The sequence below is a fragment of the Candidatus Poriferisodalis sp. genome (genome assembly GCF_965204195.1).
Lineage (GTDB): Bacteria > Actinomycetota > Acidimicrobiia > Acidimicrobiales > Poriferisodalaceae > Poriferisodalis.
Map to the genome: position 1 here is coordinate 2074571 of NZ_OZ241975.1, position 17761 is coordinate 2092331.

The window sequence follows — 17761 nt, forward strand, 5'->3', positions numbered from 1 at the left end:
CGCGCCATGAAGTTCGGGTATCTCACAGGCAATCACCACGGCGGCATCGACCCAGGCGACCTGGCGCAAGAGCTCGAAGAACGCGGCTTCGCATCCGTGTGGTATCCCGAGCACACCCACATCCCGACGTCCCGCGAAAGCCCTTATCCGAACGGCGGCCAGCTCCCCGGCACCTACTTCCACATGATGGATCCGTTCGTCTCCATCGGCGTCGCCGCGGCACGCACCAGCCAGATCACGCTCGGCACTGGCATCTGCCTCATCCTCCAGCACGACCTCATCGACCTCGCACGCACTGTCGCCAGCGCCGATGTGCTGGCCAGTGGCCGTGTAGTGCTCGGCGTCGGAGTCGGCTGGAACAAGGAGGAACTAGCCGACCATCGCCCCGACATGCCCTTCAGCCGCCGCTACGGCGCCATGCGCGAGCGCATCGCTGCGATGCGCTCGATCTGGGCCGACGATCCCGTGCCTGCCTTCGAGGGCGAGTGGGACAGCTACAGCGAGTCGTGGATCTACCCAAAACCCACCAACGGCACCGTGCCCATCGCACTCGGCAACGCCGGCCCGCTGGGCATCCAGCATGCGGCGGAGTACGCCGACGAATGGGCGCCCATCGACGTTGGTGTCATGAACACCACCGGCAAGCCCGACGTGCTCGGCGGCATCGAACGATTCCGCCGCCTCGCTGCCGAAGCGGGGCGCGAGAACGCCGACGACATCCCGATCACGCTCTACATCTGGGGCCGGCCCCGCATGGACCGGCTGGAGTCCTACGCCGAAGCCGGCGTCAGCCAGTTCATTCTCACGCCGGTCAACTTCGACCTGCCCTCAGCCGACGAAACCCTGCAATACCTCGACGAACTCGCCCCCACCTTGGCCGCGTTCAAAAACTAGGTCTTGCTGGAGTGCTCGCCGGAGTACAGTGACCGAAGAGGCCAGCCTCAACCGGGTGGCCGAGTCTGAGAAGGCGCTTCACCCGGAGAGGCTGGCCCTCTCGCGAGCGTAGTGACGCCCTCACGCTGACACCCAGTGAATTTCGCTGGATTTCGCACAGGCCAGCGGCCCTGCTCGCATGGGGCTACAGGCCGGAGCGTTCCAGGATGTGCACGCCGCAGCTGGAGCCGAGGCCGATCACGTGGGCGAGGCCGACCTTGGCGTCGGGCACTTGACGGTCGCCGGCTTCGCCGCGGACGTGGGTCGCAACCTCGAACAGGTTGGCCACGCCGGTGGCGCCGATGGGATGCCCCTTCGACAGCAGGCCGCCTGACACGTTGACCGGGATCTCCCCATCGCGCCAAGGGCCGCCCTTGTCGATCCACTCGCCGGCGCCGCCCGGTTCGCACAGCCGCAGATTGTCGTAGTGCCGCAGCTCGGCGGTTGCAAAGCAGTCGTGCAGCTCCACCAGGTCGAGATCGGCAGGATCCACGCCCGAGGCCTCGTATGCCGCGTCAGCGGCGTTGCGAGTGAGCGTGTTGACATCAGGCTGAACCTGGCAGCCCTCGGTCCAAGGATCTGAGGTGAGCACCGAGGCCGAAACCTTGACCGCACGCCGTTGCTGTTCACGCGACAGCGTCTTCAGCTTCTCGTCGGAGACCAGCACCACCGCCGCCGAGCCGTCGCCCGTCGGGCAGCACATCAGCAGCGTGTTCGGGTAGGCGATCACCTCCGAGCTCATGACCTCGTCGAGCGTGAACGCCTTGCGGTATTGCGCTAGCGGATTCAGCGTGGAGTGCTCGTGATTCTTCTGGGCCACCTTGGCGAATTGCTCGAAGCCCACGCCGTCGTTCTCATAGGCGTACTCCATGCCGGCCTGCGCAAATACACCGGGCATCATGTTGGTGCCGAGCCGTCCCTCGACGCCGACGACGGAGCCGAAGCGGCCCTTGCGCTCAAACACCTGCTTGTCGGAGCGGGCGGCCCGGTCGGCGCCGAGCATGCCCATCTTGCCCATCTGCTCCACACCCACCGCCAAGCCCATCTGCGCCTCGCCGGACTTGATCGCCATCATCACAGTGCGGACTGCGGTGGCGCCGGTGGCGCAGGCATTGGCGACGTTGTAGACGGGAATGCCGGTCTGGCCGAGCTGCTTCTGCAAGCGCTGGCCGACGCCGCCATTGGCCTCGTACAGGCAGCCCGCCGCCAAGACGTCCATCTCGGCCATGGTCACCCCGCCGTCATCGAGCGCTCCGAGTGAGGCCTCCGCGGCCAGATCGATGAGGTCTTTGTCGGCATAACGGCCGAACTTGGTCATGGAGGTGCCGAGGATCCACACCGGGTCTTGGTTGCTCATGGGTGCTCCCTGTTCGTTAGGCAGGTTTGCTGCTGATGGGATTGCTTGTCGGTTCGCGAGGTAGGGCGGGTAACGGGGCGGGCTCAGGCCGCTTCGGGTTCGTAGCCGAAGGCGACGGCCTCGTTGCCGTCGTCATCGGTGGCGGTCACGTAGGTGGCGAGGCGCACTCGCATGCCGAGGCCGACGTTGGCCGGCGTGGGTTCGATGTTGATGATGTTGCTCTTGACGCGGCCGCCCCCGTCCAGATCGACGACAGCGGAGACGTAGGGAGCGGGCACACCTCGCGCGGCACGATGAACGATCGTAAAGGTGCGTACCGCGCCAGTGTTCGCGAGCCGTTCAGTGGAGAACTCGCGCGCACCGCATGCGGCACAGGCATTGCGCCGGTCGAAGTAGCTGGCCCCGCATGCATCACAGACATAGGCGACCAAGTGCGGGTCGTCCCCGAGCTTGAGGTATTCCACCATCGCCATCTGCTTCGGCCCGATGTCATCTGGCGCAGTCTCGTCGCCCACGTCAGCGTTCCTCCCGGGTCGGGACGGGCACGGGCCGAAACGTGTTCGGCGGCCGCCTTGCAGCAACTTACCAGCGGCTCACCGGCAGCCGCCTGTTCCCGGGGATGAGCCGCAAGGCGCAGCATCGGCCCTCAGCCGCCGGTCCAGTGCCCCCAGTGCACTAATGGGCGGTCGGCAGCGGTCGCTGCTTCGCCCGGCTCGTCGTCGAACAGCGGGCGGCGGGGCCTGTGCTGGCTCGCCGCCGGACCGCCGGAAGCCTCGGCTGCCTGATCAGGCCACCCCAGCGCCACGACGCCAACCGGCTCGTGTGCCTGCGGCACACCGAGAGCCGCTGCCACGGAGGCAGCGTGATCGAACATGCCGAAGAACAGCACTCCGAGACCCTCGTCAAGCGCGGCGTACTGCAGTGCGAGCGATGCGAATGCCGCATCCACGGTCCAGTACGGCGTCGACCAGGCTTCCGTGCTCGAGCCCAGCCCGGATCTCTCCTTGTCGACTTCGCCGTAGCGAGCGATATACGCCGCCGGATCGGCCCACACCGTCACGAGGACGGGGCAGGCCAGCAACCCAGACCAGCGAAAGGCGGCACGGCGCTCCGGCGGCAAGGTGATGTCCCAGTAGCGAGCGGTCTCGATGGGTCCGCGGAGCACGACGAAGTCGAAGCCCTGCGAGTTGCCCGCCGACGGGACACGGCGGGCGATGTCGAGAACTCGTTCGAGCAGGCCGTCACCGATCGGGTCCGGCAGGAAATGCCGCGTCATCTTGCGGCGACGAGCGAGTTCGCTGAATCCAGAGGTCACCGGCGCATGCGCTTCCCGCAGAGACTGAGCCGATGGGTTGCGGGGGCTACAGCAGCTTCGCGAGATCTTCCCGGCTGGCCCAGCCGAACGCGATCAACGCATCACCGTTGGCCGTATCGAAGCCGTCGAACAGCCCGATCATCGCCGGATCGACCTTCTCAGGCCGTGGTGCTGTGTGGTTCAGCACAAACGACGGCCCGCCGTCGCCATACACCTTGAACTCGCGCGCTTTGTACTCGCCCTGCACCTCGAAGCGCTTGGCCAGCCGCCGCCCCCATGCACGGTCCTCGCCGTTTGGCTCGTAGCCGGGACGGGGCACTACCCGATCGAGCGGCTTGAATGCCGTGAAAGCGGCTGCGTCAGCCATCTGACAGGCCACCAGCACGTCCTCGTCGGGGAACGCCAGCACGGCGCGCCGCAGCTGGTCGGTCATCATTGCCCGCAACGCGCTGTCGCGGCGAGCCGAACGCCGTGTGGCGCCGGCGCCCATCAGCACAGTCGGGTCGCCGCCCACCCGCTCGAGCGTGCAGAAGCCGTATGCAGCGAGCTTGGCACCGTCTCGTACATGGGTGATGAGCACCCACGCGTCGCGTTGCTTGGAGAGATGGCCGACGTCGAAGTGAACGTTCTCGCCGGTGACCAGCTCGGCCATCTCGGAGATCTCAGCATCGCTGAGTGCCGTGCAGTCCTTTGTCTCAACCTCGAGCGCCATGTGATTCTCGCTCCCTGCGATGCTCGCTGGCCGGTGCTCCGGTGCCGGTCAGCTGATTCCTTTGGTTATTGCATTCAGTGATTGGTCACAGATAGACACCGCCCCGACCCGCTGCCGGAGAGTTCTGGGACTGCCCGCCGGCCTCGAGCGCATTGCCGCGCATGGTGCGCAGCTGCCGCTCTGCCATCATCTGCTGCGCCGATACCGCCGCTTGGATGCCGTGGAAGAGCCCCTCGAGCCATCCCACGAGCTGAGCCTGGGCGATCCGCAGCTCAGGCCCCGACGGGATGTCCTCGTCGAACGGCTGCGCGATCCGGTTCAGCTCTTCAGCGAGTGGTTCGGACAGCGCGGTTGCCAGTTCGTCAACCGACAGGTGATACACGTCGCGCATGCGGTCGCGACTTGCTTCGTCGAGTTCCGCATGGCGGACTTCTTCGAGCAGCTTGCGGATCATGCCGCCGATACGCATGAGCTTCGCTGGTTCGGGAACGAAGGCCTCGTCGTCGACGTTGTCTTCCGTGAGCGGCCCGCCCTCCAGCAACTCGCCCTGTTCTGGGTCTGGAACTGGATCGCCGACCACCAGCAAAATGCTATCTGGCGGGAAATCCATCCCCGCCGGGCCACGGTGCTCCCGGCCGCATAAACGGCTCTTCGCGCTTTAGCGTGGAGTCAGCGTGTCGAGCAGGGTCCAGTCGGGCTTGCCTGCATACAGCAGGACTCGTGTGCGGTAGTGGTCGAAGTTGGTGATCCCGAACGACACCCGCTTGATCAGCTTCGCGAGGTTGTTGGCTGCCTCGGTCGGCCCGTTGGTGACACGTGAGCGGTGCCAGTTCGTGACCTGGGTGCGCCAGGCGGCGAGGGTGCGGCCGAGCTTGTTCAGCTCCGGGGAGAACGTGTCGTCCTGGAGGTCGCGGGCGAGTTCGTCGAGCGTTTCGACAGCGAGCGGGTGTTGGGGGATCCGGTAGACGCCGCGCAGGGTCTCCTTCGCGTGCCACGCGTCTCGCACCTCGCCGCGGGGGTCGCCGGCTGCGAGCAGGCCCCGCAGCTTGTGTCGTCCCTTGTCGGTGACCCGCTCGGCGGCGGTGAGCAGCAGCCGCCGTATCCGATAGAGGGGGTCGTGCTTGGTGCCTCGCCCGCCGGTGGTCTCGTTCTGCACTCGGCGGCGCACGTCGTCGATCGCCGAGTTCGCGAGCTTGATCACATGGAACGGGTCAGCTATCTGCCGGGCGCGGGGCAGCGCGTCGGTGAACGTCTTGCGGTACGGCCCCGACAGGTCCATCACGCCCCAGCGGACCCGTCTTCGCCACCGCGGCGACCGGGCCTCGATCCACCTGGTCGCTCCTTGGGCGCTGCGGCCGGGCACGATGTCGAGCAGCTTGCCGCGGCGGGTGTCCACGATCGTGGTGCCCCAGTGCTTTTCGCGGTAGCGGCCGCGGCGGAACAGCACGATCTCGTCGAGGCCCAGCGCGGTGACCTCTTCAAGCCGTGCCATGTCGGCTTCGAGCAGCGCGCCGCCCCAGCGATGCACCGCCCGCATCACCGTGTGCCACCCCGCGCCCAGGCCCGCGGCGATCTCGCTGATCGCCCTTCCCGCACCGGCGCGGCGGGTCGCATGCCGCGCCGCCCGGCTGGTCATCCGCGCCCGCCGCGGCGCGACCCCCGGCTCCTGGTCGGTGAACGTGCACACCCCGCAGCCGCTGTGAGGGCACCGCCAGCGGCGCTTGTTCCACACCAGCCGCACCGGCCGACCGAACGCCGGCAGATCGGCCAGCTTCACCTTGGCCGAACCGTGCGCCCACACCGGCCCCCCGCAGCCCTCACAGCACGGGCGCCGGACCAGCTCGATCCCGACCGACAGCGGGCCGTCGCGCCGGTCCGACACCTCGGTCACCGCCACACCGGCGCCCAAGCCGACAACAGCATGCAACGCGCGAATAGCGTCAAGCCTCACAGGGATCCTCCAGAACTCAGAGATGTCGAGCACCTCCGATTCTGGGGGATCCCTCCCTATGCCGCCCGCACCCTCAACGGCTCACTCCACGCGCAAACGCGAAGCGCCGCATAAACACTGGGCACATGTCGCTCTGGCGGGGTCGTGCGCGTTGTCTAGAGCTGGGCGAACGGCACCAGCATTTCTTCGGCGGTCAATCCTCCGTGGCGGCCGATGAGTGCATGGTGGGGCTGGTCCTCGTCGGGCATGGTGAACGCCTGCAGACCTCGGGGCACGAGCGCGACATCACCGAGCCGACCTCTGGCCGTCACGGTGACATGACGCCCCAGCCACTGCTCGTCGAGCACCTGCTCGACGAGGGCGATTTCGGCAAAAGCGGCGTAGCGCTCGCAGGCGGCTGCAAGCTCGGATTCTGCGCCAGCGCACGCGTGCAGCCACAGCAATCTGGCTTCGCCCGACCAGCCGTCGGTGAGTTCGACGATGTCGGGATCCACCATCACCGGCGGTTCGAGAACCTCAACGACACCGTGATCGGCTGTGACGATGAGCGGGATCTCGGCAGGCAGGACGCTGCGGAGGGCAACAGCGAGGCGCTCCGTTTCCACGAGGGTGGCGTGGTAACGCTCGCCGAGGCCGAACTCGTGAGCGACTTTGTCGAGCGTGTCGTAGTAGGCGAAGACGAACCGGGAGCCTTCGTAGACGGCACCTTGCACCGCGGCGACGAAGCCCCCTATGTCGTGCCATCCCCAAAACGAGCCGCCGCGCAGGTGAGCATCGGTGAAGCCGCTGTGGCGGAATTCCGCACGGGTCACGACAGCGGCAGCTTGGCCGCAGAATGGTTCGACAGGCTGCATCTCAACAGGCGGCAACGCAGCTCGCACATCCCGGCCGCCGGCCCGCCAGCGAAGCGCATTCAGCAGTCCCAGAGGGGTCGCAATGCGGTAACCGACGAGCCCATGCTCACCCGGCGCCGCCCCGGTTGCCAATGACGTCAGGGCCGTTGCGGTCGTGCTCGGAACAACCGTGGTGATCGGCGGCGTCGAGTCGCTCGCCGCTGCCAGCGACGGTGCGAGCGAGCGATGGCGACGCAGTTGGTGCCAGCCGAGGCCGTCCACAACCAGCAGCACCACAGTGCGTGCAGCAGCGACGGAATCGCTGATGAGGTCCGCTTCCATACCAGCGCACAGAGCCGGAGTCACGGCGGTGACACTGTGGTCGTCGTACGTCGGCAGCGTGCGGTCGAGCGCCAAGGTCTCGCCGTCCCCGCCATGGTCAATGACGCCTGCCTCCATAGTGGTGACCCTAGAAGGCGAGACCGGTACCGGGGCTACGCTGCCACCGTGGCGGTCTCAACGCGGGGAGACTACGCAAGCCGCGCGCTGCTGTCCCTGGTCCTCAACGACAACGGCCGGCCGACTTCGGTGCGCGACATCGCGGAGCGCACAGGTCTGCCCCAGCCCTACCTCGAGCAGATTCTGCTTGCACTCAAAGGGGCCGGGTTGGTGCGGTCGAAGCGAGGTGTCGGCGGCGGATACGTGATGGCTCGCGACCCAGCCGAGATCACGATTGGGATGATCGTTCGAGCAGTCGACGGCCCGATCGCTCTCGGCGATTTCGGTCAGCCTCACCAAGATGGCGCCTGCGACCACGAAGGGCAGTGCGTCTTGCTGGCGATCTGGGACTCGGTCGGCCACCGCATGCGTGCCGAGCTGGATTCCTACAGCCTCGCTGCAGTAGCTGAGATCGCACGCGGACGCGCGCCTTGGCCCAAACCCGCCGTCGAATCGCCGTAGAGAGTCAATCCGTCGGGAAAACCGACGGCTCGGCACCGAAGCGTCTCAGCGCCTCTACGAAGTCGTCTGGCATCACGGCCCCAAAGCCCATATTCGCACCGGTGGCTGGGTGCCGGAATGCCAACCGGATTGCATGCAACAGCGGACGGCCGATGCCGAACGGATCCGGCACGCCGTAGGTCAGGTCGCCGAGCAGCGGCAGTCCGATGCTGGCCAGATGCACCCGGATCTGGTGTGTCCGTCCCGTCTCGAGCCGGCAGTGGAGCAGTGAGGCCTCCGCAGGATGCGCATAGGTCTCCACCACGCTGTAGTGCGTCCGGGCTTCACGACCCTCAGATGTCACGGCCATGAGGGTGCGATGCTCCCGATCGCGACCGATCGGCGCGTCGATCGTTCCCGTCGGAGACGACGGGTGCCCTCGTACCAACGCTGCGTAAGTCCTGCGTACCTGCCGCTTCGCGAGTTGCTCGACAAGCGCGTCGTACGCCTGCGCAGTGCGCGCGCACACCAGCAGCCCGCTGGTTCCACGGTCGAGCCGGTGCACGATGCCGGGCCTGCCGGGCTGGCCCACATCGGCCATGTCCGGATAGCGCTCGGCCAACGCATCCGCGAGTGTGCCTGCAGCGTGTCCGCTGCCGGGATGGGTGACGACTCCGGATGGCTTGTCGACGACCACGATGTCGGCATCGTCGTACACGACAGAGAAGGGGACCGTCTCACGGCGTTGCTCCTGGACCGCTGCAGACGCTTGCACCTCGGTGATTTCGACGGTCGAGCCCGCAGTGACCCGGACCGAGCCGGCTCGAGCCGCTTGCCCATCGATCAGAACGCAGCCCTGCGCGACCATCTTCGCCGTATCTGATCGCGACCGCCCGGTCAGCAGCGACAGCGCCCGATCGATGCGCTCCCCGGACAGCGATTCCGGTATCTCGAGGTGTTTCCGCAGGTCGCTCACCCACGCGCCCCTCGCGGAGCCCCTGACCGGCCCCGCTCGCTGCGATACAGGTGGAGCAACACGATGGCGAGCCCGACGGTAATGCAGGCATCGGCCACGTTGAATATCGGCCACCACTGCAGGTCGATGAAGTCCACGACCGCGCCACGCCCCCAGGCTGCGCCGCGAAAGATACGGTCAGTGAGGTTGCCCAGCGCCCCCCCAATGATCCCACCAAGACCGACGGATGCCCATCGGCCCTGGACACGACGTCGCCACGACCAAAGCAAACCGACGATCACGATGGCCACGAGTGCCAACACCGGACCGAGTTGCTGGCCTGCTGAGAAGGCGAAGCCGGTGTTGTGCACGAGCCGCAGGCGCAGCGTCCACACCAGGTCGATGATGCGGTCGTCCAGAGCGGCCACGGCCCATGCCTTGGTGATCTGATCCAAGCAGAGAACTGCACCCGAGGCGATAGCGATGCTGAGGTTGCGCGTCACGCGGGCTTGCGAGGCTGATGGAGCTTTTGCAAACACCTCGGCTCAGCCTCTACGGCCGACGCCATGCCGGACCGCTGCTCTTGACCTCCACGCGCATGGAAGCGTGCGGGATCGCTTCCAGACGCTCCTTGGGGATCGGTTTGCCCGAAACAACGCAGATGCCGTAGGTGCCGTCTTCGATGCGCGCTAGGGCCGCATCGATCTCGGCGATCTCCTCGCGCTCGCGGGCTGAGATCTGCAGTGCCCGATCGCGCTCCACGGCGATGGAGTCTCCCTCACCCGACTCCTCATCGAACTGGACATCTCCCGGCTCGCGCTCGCTGACGAGCTGTTCGGCCTCGGCTTCGTACCGTTCGGCGTGTTCTGTGTAGCGATGGCGTTCAGCCAGCAGCGCCTGTCGCTGCTTTTCGAGAAACGCCTCGCCGAAGCGGGGCTTTGGAGCCTTGCGGCGGGGTGTGGACTTCTTCGCAGGTGCCTTCTTGGCTGTGCCTGCTGTTTTCGCAGCGGTCCCTTTCTTAGCAGTCTTCTTCGCGGGTGCCTTCTTGGCTGTGCCTGCAGCTTTCGCGGCGGTCTTGGCCTTCGAGGAATTCGCTGCCCGCTTTCGTGCCGGCGCCTTCTTCGCGGCAGCCTTACGGGCGGAAGCCTTCTTCGCAGTGGCCATGGCTCCTCCCCACAGAAGCGACGCGGCAGTCTAGGTCGCCGATTTCGACTGCGTTTGGCAGTTCGCAACCCCGTTGATTTCCTTGCCTCAGGGGTACCCTCGCTGTCTCGTGGGCTGGCCCGTGGGCTCGAGCGAGGCCCAGGAGGCACTGGTGAAGCGAGAGCCGACCGAGACCGTGTACCCACGTGTACCTGCGCAAGCAGACTTCCCGCAGATCGAGGAACGGATTCTTGCGCGCTGGCAGGACGAGGGCACGTTTGAGACGTCGATCGCGAATAGGCCCGCGAATGACGAGTTCGTTTTCTACGACGGTCCGCCCTTCGCGAACGGGCTGCCGCACCATGGACACCTGCTGACTGGCTACGTCAAGGACGTGGTACCTCGATACCAGACCATGCGTGGCCACCGCGTCAACCGGCGTTTCGGCTGGGATTGCCATGGCCTGCCTGCCGAGATGGAGACCGAACGCGAGCTCGGCGTGAGCGGGCGCGCCGCCATCACCGACTTCGGCATCGAGCGCTTCAATGCCCACTGTCGCGACTCAGTGCTGCGGTATACGGCGGAGTGGCGCAAGACCGTCACCCGCCAAGCTCGATGGGTCGATTTCGACGACGACTACAAGACGATGGACCTGCCCTACATGGAATCGGTCATGTGGGCGTTCAAGCAGCTCTGGGATCAGGGCCTCGTCTATCAGGCGTTCCGGGTCATGCCCTACTCGTGGGGCGCGGAGACCCCGCTGTCCAATTTCGAGATCAGGCTCGACGACGCCACGAGACCTCGCCAGGACCCCGCTATCACCGTCTGGTTCGAACTGACGGACACCGACGGGCCGGCCGGCGCAAGCAGCACGGCTGGCGCAGAGGGCCCGTTGCGACTGCTCGCCTGGACCACGACACCGTGGACCTTGCCGTCCAATCTCGCAGTCGCCGTCGGCGAAGAGATCTCCTATGCCGTGGTGCAATCGGAAGCCCTCGGTGCTGGCCGTTACGTCCTCGCGTCAGACTGTCTTGAGCAGTACGCAGCCGACCTCGAGCCGTACACCGTCTTGGACACAATGCGCGGCGCTGAGCTGGCAGGCCGCCGCTACTCGCCGATGTTCGAGTTCTTCGCTCATCGCACTGAGGCATTTCGGGTACTCGCCGGCGATTTCGTGGACACCACCGAAGGCACCGGTGTGGTTCACCTGGCGCCCGGCTTCGGCGAGGAGGATCAGTTTCTCTGCGAAGCCCACGGCATCGAGATCGGCGATGCCGTGCCGGTGGATGACCGAGGCTGTTTCACCCAACCGGTGACGCCGTGGGCCGACCGCAACGTCTTCGAGGTAAACCCGCAGATCATCGCCGAGCTGAAGCGACGCGACAGGGTGCTGCGCCACGACAGTTACGAGCACAACTACCCGCACTGCTGGCGCACGGATACGCCGATCATCTACAAGGCCATCAGCTCGTGGTACGTGAAGGTCACCGAGATCTCCGATCTGTTGGCCGAGACCAACCTGCAGATCAACTGGGTGCCCGGCCATGTGCGCGACGGCCGGTTCGGCCAGTGGCTGGCAGGTGCCCGTGACTGGTCCATCAGTCGCAACCGGTTCTGGGGCTCGCCCATCCCGATCTGGATGAGCGACGACCCTGACTATCCCCGGATCGATGTCTACGGCAGCCTCGAGGAGCTCGAAGCCGACTTCGGCGTGCGCCCAACGGATCTGCACCGGCCGTTCATCGACGAGCTGACGCGCCCGAATCCGGACGATCCCACGGGCCGCTCGACCATGCGACGTGTGCCCGAGGTGCTCGACTGCTGGTTCGAGTCGGGATCCATGCCATTCGCGCAGGTGCACTACCCGTTCGAGAACAAGGAGTGGTTCGAGAAGAACTTCCCGGCCGATTTCATCGTGGAGTACATCAACCAGACCCGTGGCTGGTTCTACACGCTCCACGTTCTGGCGGGAGCGCTGTTCTCCCAGCCAGCGTTCCAGAACGTGATCTGCCATGGGGTGCTGCTCGCCGCCGACGGCAACAAGCTGTCCAAACGGCTGCGGAACTACACCGAGCCCACCGACATCTTCGCCAATCAGGGGTCCGATGCACTGCGGTGGTACCTCATGGCGACGAACATCGTCCGGGGCGGCGATACACGCATTTCCGACAGCGGTATCGACGAGGTCGCCCGGCAGGTGCTGATCCCGATCTGGAACTCATATGCCTTCTTCACGCTGTACGCGAATGCCGATGGCTACGAAGCCAAGGTACGAGCCGACTCTGCTCATGTGCTCGATCGCTACTTGCTGGCCAAGACCAGGGCCACGCTGGAGTCAGTCACGGCAAGTTTCGACGCGTACGACTTGCCTGGGGCTGCCGCCGAGCTGCAGTCATTCATCGACGCACTGAACAACTGGTACATCCGCCGTAGCCGGACACGCTTTTGGGGCGAGTTCACCCGCGTCCTTTCCGTCGAAGGCGGGACCACGGGCGAACCTGACGCCTTCGACACGCTGTACACGGTGCTGAGGATCTTTGCGGCCATGGCGGCCCCGCTGCTGCCGATGATCACCGAAGAGATCTACGGCGGGCTGACTGGCGGCGACAGCGTGCACCTGAGCGACTGGCCTGACCCCAAGATGCTCCCGCTGGATTCCGACCTCGTCGAACACATGGATGCCGTGCGCGCTGCGGCCTCGGCAGCGCTGCGAGTGCGTGAGGACGCCGGCTTACGCGTCCGGCTGCCGCTGCGTAGCGTGACGGTGGCCGGTGCCGGTGCAGAGCGGCTCGAGCCGTTCGCCCTGCTTCTGGCCGAGGAAATCAACGTCCGGGAGGTGAAGCTCCACAATAAGCTTGGCGACCTCGCAACTCATGTGCTGCGCCCAGACGGCTCGGTGCTGGGGCCGCGGTTGGGCGCCGCCGTTCAGGAAGTCTTCGTGGCCGCCCGAACGGGCGATTGGAGCGTCACAGCCGGAGGCGGGGTGGTTGCCGGAGGCCACGAACTGCGCGACGGCGAATACCAGCTCACCCTGCAACCATCGGACCCGGCTACCACTTCGGTGCTGGAAGTCCAGCAACTGGTCGTGACGTTGGACGCCACGGTCACACCCGAGCTGGAGGCCGAAGGTGCAGCTCGCGATCTGATTCGCCACATCCAGCAAACGCGCAAGGAGCACGGTCTCGAAGTCACCGACCGCATCAATCTGACGATCCGCTGGAGCCCGCCGAATCTGGATGCGATCCGTCAGCATGAGCCATTGGTGGAAGCCGCCGTGCTAGCGGAGGAGATCCACTGGCTCGACGGCAGCGACGAGCCCGACCTCGATCTGGCGGTCTGCTCGCGGGCGGCTGTCTAAGCAGACAGGGGTTCCTTGCGGATCAGCGCATCCAGGAAGGGATCATCGAGTTCGTCGAGTGCGAGTGGCGCCCGGTCCGCGTCGATGAGATCACCGTCCACATCGTCAGTGTCTTCGCCGTCCGTGTCGCTCTCTGAGCCGGAGCTGATCGATTCGTACGCGGCGTCGACCCGTTCGGCCGCCGCAAGCGGCGCGACGATCGACGGCATGGCGCCAGCATCTGGCCCAGAGCGAACGGAGGCCGCAATCGGCTCTGGCTCAGGCAGCTCATCCACGTCGCTGTCTGCGAGCATTGCGGCAGCGTCGGAGCTTGAGCCGCCCTCGAACGGCTCATCGTCGATGTCCGATTCAGCGACCTCGGTGACCTCGACGGTGTAACCGGCGTCAGTCAGCGTCCTCGATATCTCGGACCGTACGAGACCGGACAGCGCCTCGGTGAGGTCGTCGCTCGCCGTCTTGAACGCTTCGTCCAGTGCCTGGCTGCCTGCCGCCTGCAATGCAGCAAGTGCATCGGCAATCTGCGCCACCGTCTCGGGTGACAGCCGCACTTCCACAGGCTGTGCAGGCCCTCCCGATTCGACGCTGCTCATGCGCTGGTCGATCTCGGATACTTGCGCTGCGAGCGTCGCTAGCTGCGCACCGATCGTCTCGAGCAAGCCCTCGCCCTCGGTATCGGAGGGTTCGACGGGAGGAGAATCAGGGCTCGCCATGGCGCGGAATGTACCAGCGTCTCAGCATCCCAGCAGCATGCCCGCCACGAAGACCTGCAACCCGATGATCAGCACGATCGGTGACAGGTCGAGCGCCACCCGGCCGAGTCGCACTGCGGGCAGTGCCCGCCGCAGTGGACCCATGACAGGCTCAGTAATGCGCACCAGCCAAGTTCGCACCACCATGACTGGGCTCTCGGGAGCAAGCGGGATCCAGCTGAACAGCACACGCGCAAAGATGGCGAACACGTAGAGCGATATCAGCGTGCACAGCATCTCATCGCTCCGCTTGGTGGTCCGCGCCGGAGCGTCTCAGCGGCCGATGTCCTGCACGGGGTCGTCCTGTGCGGCGACTGCACGATGCTCGTCATCGCTCACTACGACGTTTGCCGGCACGAGCATGTACACGGCGTTTGCGACCTTGCGCATCTCGCCGTCGCGGGCGTAGCACAACCCGCTGGCAAAGTCGAGGAGCCGACGAGCGGTGTCGCGATCGAGCCCCTGCAAGTTCAGAATGAGCGGTTGATCGCGCTTGAAGCGGTCTCCGATCTGCTGTGCATCATCGAACATCCGTGGCATCAGCACGAACGGCTGTGCTGTTGATGTGGCGACGCGGCGCACGGCCGATGTCGGTGCGGCGGGTGCGGCCTGGGGCGTCGCTGCCGCTGGCCGCTCAACCACGGTGACGCCGCTCTGGCCGGTCTGATCGGCGAAGGCTTCGGTCGCTGGCATGTCGCCCGGCATGGCGCGTTCGGGTGGCGGCGCATAGCTGTCATCCGGGCCCAAGCCCAGATAGCTCATTGCCTGCTTCATGAACGATGGCATGCAGAACCTCGGTAACAACAGCCTCGATCAAAAGCTGTCTCGGTCGCACAGGGTACCGACTTGTCAAGTTACGGTCAGGCACCCCGCGCTGAGGCACTTCGGGGTGGGCGATTGCCGAAGAGGGCAGTCCCTATACGCACCATTGTCGAACCCGCTCTGACCGCCTCCTCAAGATCTCCGCTCATTCCCATGCAGCGATGCTCAATCTCATGGAGATCAGAGAATCGGGCGACCTCACTGAAGGCCCGTGCAATCTCAGAAGCCGAACCCTGCGGGCCGACAGCCATGCAACCCGCCACATCGAGTCCTTCCCGACGAGCGGCAGCTACCAATGACGAGGCCTCACCGGGCGGGCAGCCGCCCTGGGTAGCACTGCCGCTCACGTCGAGTTGCACGAAGATGGAAGCACCAGGATCGTGGCGTGCAATTTCGGAAACCAACCGCATCCGATCCACGCTCTGCCACACGTCCACCACTCCAGCCAGTTGCCGGACCTTGTTCGACTGCAGCCGCCCAATGAAGTGGATCTCGACTGCCGTCTTGGTCGCAGTGTCCACCTCGTGCCACTTGCCGTGCAGCTCCTGGGCGTAGTTCTCACCGATCATCACCAGACCGGCACGAGCAGCAGCTTCGATAGCCGAACTGTCGAAGCCCTTGGTCACCGCCACGATGCCGACGTGAGCAGCATCGCCGCCGGCATCGGCTATCCGCTGCTTGACGCGCTCGGTGCGTCGGCGGACGTCCTCGGCGTCAATCATCGAACATCTCGCCTGTCGGCCCGGCCTCGAGGCAGACCAACACGGCTGTTCGTCCGTGTTCCCCACGGCATCGGTGCGAGTAATAGCGCTCATCCGAAGCGGTACAGCGGCCGATCTCGCTGTCAATGATGGCCCCATTCCGTCGCAACACCAGCCGCGTGGCCTCGCCCAGATCGAACGCTGGGGTGCCCCATCGCGTCGTGCTCGAAACCGACGGACCAAGTGCCTGGGTGGCTGCTTCAAGCTGTTCGGTGCCGAATTCGTAGTGCTGCGGGCAGATGTGAGGCCCGACGACGGCACGTGGGCGACGGAATCCATGGCACCTGAGCTCGGCGAGGGTTGCCGCGACGATGCCGTCGAGCAGGCCTCGCCACCCCGCGTGCACCGCCGCGACCGCCCCCCGACCCGCCGCATCGGTCCCATACAGCACAATCGGCACACAGTCAGCCGTTCGCACGGCCAGTGTGGCTCGTGGCGTCCATGTCCATGCTGCGTCTGCGCTGATGCCCCGATGCTCTCCAGGTTGTCCCACCTCCACAACCCGCGCGCCATGGACCTGCCGCAAGACAGTCACGTCGCTGGGGGCGGAACCGTCGATTGGAGCGCAGTCACCGTCGGAGCGCTCAGAGACCGAGATGCGCACCCAGCTGTTCCCGCAGCGGCGACGCAGCGTCAGCATCCGAAGCGCCCTCCGGCGTGGCGTGCCGGGCCGTGCAGCCCCGCCGCGAGACCGCGATGGGCGTCGATGTACGGCAGTGTGGAGTGGTTGCGAGGTAACCCAGGCGTCACCGCAGGAAGCTGGGTACGTCGAACGATTCGTCGTCCTCATCGAGGTCGCCGAACGGGTCGGCCATATCACCCGACTCCTCTGAGGCTGCGTAGTCGCCCAGCGCAGCACCTCCAGAGCGGCCCGGTCCGTAACGGTCGAAACCTGCAGCGATGACCGTTACGCGGATCTCTTCCCCGAGAGAATCGTCGATCACCGTGCCGAAGATGATGTTGGCCTCGGCGTGCGCAACTTCGCGGATGACTTCCGCTGCTTCGTTGACTTCGAACAGCCCGAGTTCCGGTCCTGCGGCAATGTTCAGCAAGATGCCGCGGGCACCGTCGATGGACTCCTCGAGCAGCGACGACGAGACTGCTTGTCGGGCCGCATTCTTGGAGCGGTTCTCGCCATGAGCACGGCCGATTCCCATCAAGGCGGTACCGGCGCTCGACATGATCGCCTTGACGTCCGCGAAGTCGGTGTTGATGAGGCCCGGCGTGGTGATCAGGCCCGAGATCCCAGACACTCCCTCGCGCAGAACGTCGTCTGCCATGCGGAAGGCATCGATGATCGATGTGTGCTCGCTCGCTACGGTCAGCAGCCGATCATTCGGGATCACGATCAGCGTGTCGACGCGCTCCTTCAGTCGCTCGATGCCCTGTTCGGCCTGGATCTGCCTGCGTTTGCCCTCGAAGGCAAACGGGCGCGTGACCACTCCGATCGTCAGCGCTCCTACCTCTTTGGAAACCTCTGCCACCACCGGGGCGCCTCCGGTGCCGGTGCCGCCGCCCTCTCCGGCCGTGATGAACACCATGTCCGCACCCTGCAGCGCTTCGGCGATCTCATCACGGTGCTCTTCTGCGGCTCGGGTGCCGATTTCGGGATCGCTGCCCGCGCCAAGCCCGCGCGTCAACTGCCGGCCGATGTCAAGCTTGACGTCGGCGTCGCTCAACAGCAGGGCCTGGGCGTCGGTATTGACGGCGATGAACTCAACCCCGCCTAAACCGAAATCGATCATCCGGTTGACGGCATTCGAGCCGCCGCCCCCGACGCCCACCACCTTGATGACTGCCACGTAGTTCTGTGGTGAGGCCACAGGGCTCCTCGCGTTCACTGGCCAGCCGCGACATCACACATGCCGCCGACGGGCGTCTTCTAGGGGAAAATAGCGCAATTGACGACAGTACTGATGCCTCTGTCTATCGG

Annotated in this window: 19 protein-coding genes; 3 read left to right on the forward strand and 16 right to left on the reverse strand. The window is 65.7% G+C overall.

Annotated features, from left to right (window positions below; translation table 11 throughout):
* Positions 1-6 precede the first annotated feature (6 nt).
* On the forward strand, positions 7-894 hold the full coding sequence (locus ACOGI8_RS09145; RefSeq protein WP_419853493.1) for a TIGR03619 family F420-dependent LLM class oxidoreductase: 888 nt from the start codon (positions 7-9) through the stop codon (positions 892-894).
* A 184-nt stretch (positions 895-1078) separates the two neighbouring features.
* Here the strand turns inward: ACOGI8_RS09145 and ACOGI8_RS09150 are convergent, their stop codons facing one another.
* The 7 genes from ACOGI8_RS09150 to ACOGI8_RS09180 all read right to left on the reverse strand — a co-directional run bounded on the left by ACOGI8_RS09150 (position 1079) and on the right by ACOGI8_RS09180 (position 7560).
* The gene (locus ACOGI8_RS09150; RefSeq protein WP_419853494.1) at positions 1079-2290 is read right to left on the reverse strand and encodes a thiolase family protein; all 1212 of its coding nucleotides are present in this window, start codon (positions 2288-2290) and stop codon (positions 1079-1081) included.
* 83 nt (positions 2291-2373) lie between these two features.
* Entirely contained in the window at positions 2374-2763 is a 390-nt protein-coding gene (locus tag ACOGI8_RS09155) for a Zn-ribbon domain-containing OB-fold protein (protein WP_419856390.1), read from the reverse strand.
* A gap of 173 nt (positions 2764-2936) precedes the next feature.
* Positions 2937-3605, reverse strand: a complete 669-nt coding sequence (locus ACOGI8_RS09160; protein WP_419853495.1) for a nitroreductase family protein — start codon at positions 3603-3605, stop codon at positions 2937-2939.
* A gap of 46 nt (positions 3606-3651) precedes the next feature.
* On the reverse strand, positions 3652-4317 hold the full coding sequence (locus ACOGI8_RS09165; RefSeq protein ID WP_419853496.1) for a hypothetical protein: 666 nt from the start codon (positions 4315-4317) through the stop codon (positions 3652-3654).
* An 85-nt stretch (positions 4318-4402) separates the two neighbouring features.
* Positions 4403-4897 (reverse strand): proteasome activator, encoded by a 495-nt coding sequence (locus ACOGI8_RS09170; protein ID WP_419853497.1) that lies wholly within the window; start codon positions 4895-4897, stop codon positions 4403-4405.
* A gap of 78 nt (positions 4898-4975) precedes the next feature.
* Positions 4976-6268 carry an ISL3 family transposase gene (locus tag ACOGI8_RS09175; protein WP_419853498.1) on the reverse strand — a complete coding sequence of 431 codons (1293 nt, stop codon included), beginning with the start codon at positions 6266-6268 and terminating at the stop codon, positions 4976-4978.
* A gap of 155 nt (positions 6269-6423) precedes the next feature.
* Positions 6424-7560 (reverse strand): alkaline phosphatase family protein, encoded by a 1137-nt coding sequence (locus ACOGI8_RS09180; RefSeq protein ID WP_419853499.1) that lies wholly within the window; start codon positions 7558-7560, stop codon positions 6424-6426.
* Between the two features lie 48 nt (positions 7561-7608).
* Here ACOGI8_RS09180 and ACOGI8_RS09185 point away from each other — a divergent pair, with 48 nt between their 5' ends.
* A complete protein-coding gene (locus ACOGI8_RS09185) occupies positions 7609-8061 on the forward strand; it encodes an RrF2 family transcriptional regulator (protein ID WP_419853500.1) in 453 nt (150 codons plus the stop codon).
* A gap of 4 nt (positions 8062-8065) precedes the next feature.
* On the opposite strand, the gene ACOGI8_RS09190 is transcribed toward ACOGI8_RS09185, so the two are convergent.
* The 3 genes from ACOGI8_RS09190 to ACOGI8_RS09200 form a co-directional block, all read right to left on the reverse strand.
* Positions 8066-9016 (reverse strand): RluA family pseudouridine synthase, encoded by a 951-nt coding sequence (locus ACOGI8_RS09190; protein WP_419853501.1) that lies wholly within the window; start codon positions 9014-9016, stop codon positions 8066-8068.
* The gene (gene lspA / locus ACOGI8_RS09195; protein WP_419853502.1) at positions 9013-9450 is read right to left on the reverse strand and encodes a signal peptidase II; all 438 of its coding nucleotides are present in this window, start codon (positions 9448-9450) and stop codon (positions 9013-9015) included. The genes ACOGI8_RS09190 and lspA overlap by 4 nt, the downstream gene beginning before the upstream one ends.
* 97 nt (positions 9451-9547) lie before the next feature.
* The gene (locus tag ACOGI8_RS09200; RefSeq protein WP_419853503.1) at positions 9548-10159 is read right to left on the reverse strand and encodes a TraR/DksA family transcriptional regulator; all 612 of its coding nucleotides are present in this window, start codon (positions 10157-10159) and stop codon (positions 9548-9550) included.
* 151 nt (positions 10160-10310) lie between these two features.
* On the opposite strand from ACOGI8_RS09200, the gene ileS reads away from it, so the two are divergent.
* Positions 10311-13496 carry an isoleucine--tRNA ligase gene (gene ileS, locus ACOGI8_RS09205; RefSeq protein ID WP_419856391.1) on the forward strand — a complete coding sequence of 1062 codons (3186 nt, stop codon included), beginning with the start codon at positions 10311-10313 and terminating at the stop codon, positions 13494-13496.
* Here the strand turns inward: ileS and ACOGI8_RS09210 are convergent.
* The 6 genes from ACOGI8_RS09210 to ftsZ form a co-directional block, all read right to left on the reverse strand.
* Positions 13493-14206, reverse strand: coding sequence for a hypothetical protein (locus tag ACOGI8_RS09210; protein ID WP_419853504.1), 714 nt, complete (start codon positions 14204-14206; stop codon positions 13493-13495). The two genes, ileS and ACOGI8_RS09210, sit on opposite strands and share 4 nt — an antisense overlap.
* 21 nt (positions 14207-14227) lie before the next feature.
* Positions 14228-14482: a YggT family protein gene (locus tag ACOGI8_RS09215; RefSeq protein WP_323673199.1), complete on the reverse strand. Its 255-nt coding sequence runs from the start codon at positions 14480-14482 to the stop codon at positions 14228-14230.
* A gap of 36 nt (positions 14483-14518) precedes the next feature.
* Positions 14519-15031: a cell division protein SepF gene (locus ACOGI8_RS09220; RefSeq protein WP_419853505.1), complete on the reverse strand. Its 513-nt coding sequence runs from the start codon at positions 15029-15031 to the stop codon at positions 14519-14521.
* A 74-nt stretch (positions 15032-15105) separates the two neighbouring features.
* Positions 15106-15789, reverse strand: a complete 684-nt coding sequence (locus tag ACOGI8_RS09225) for a YggS family pyridoxal phosphate-dependent enzyme (RefSeq protein ID WP_419853506.1) — start codon at positions 15787-15789, stop codon at positions 15106-15108.
* A complete protein-coding gene (locus ACOGI8_RS09230; protein WP_419853507.1) occupies positions 15782-16618 on the reverse strand; it encodes a laccase domain-containing protein in 837 nt (278 codons plus the stop codon). The genes ACOGI8_RS09225 and ACOGI8_RS09230 overlap by 8 nt, the downstream gene beginning before the upstream one ends.
* A complete protein-coding gene (gene ftsZ / locus ACOGI8_RS09235) occupies positions 16575-17651 on the reverse strand; it encodes a cell division protein FtsZ (protein WP_419853508.1) in 1077 nt (358 codons plus the stop codon). Before ftsZ ends, ACOGI8_RS09230 begins: the two co-directional genes overlap by 44 nt.
* Positions 17652-17761: the final 110 nt, after the last annotated feature.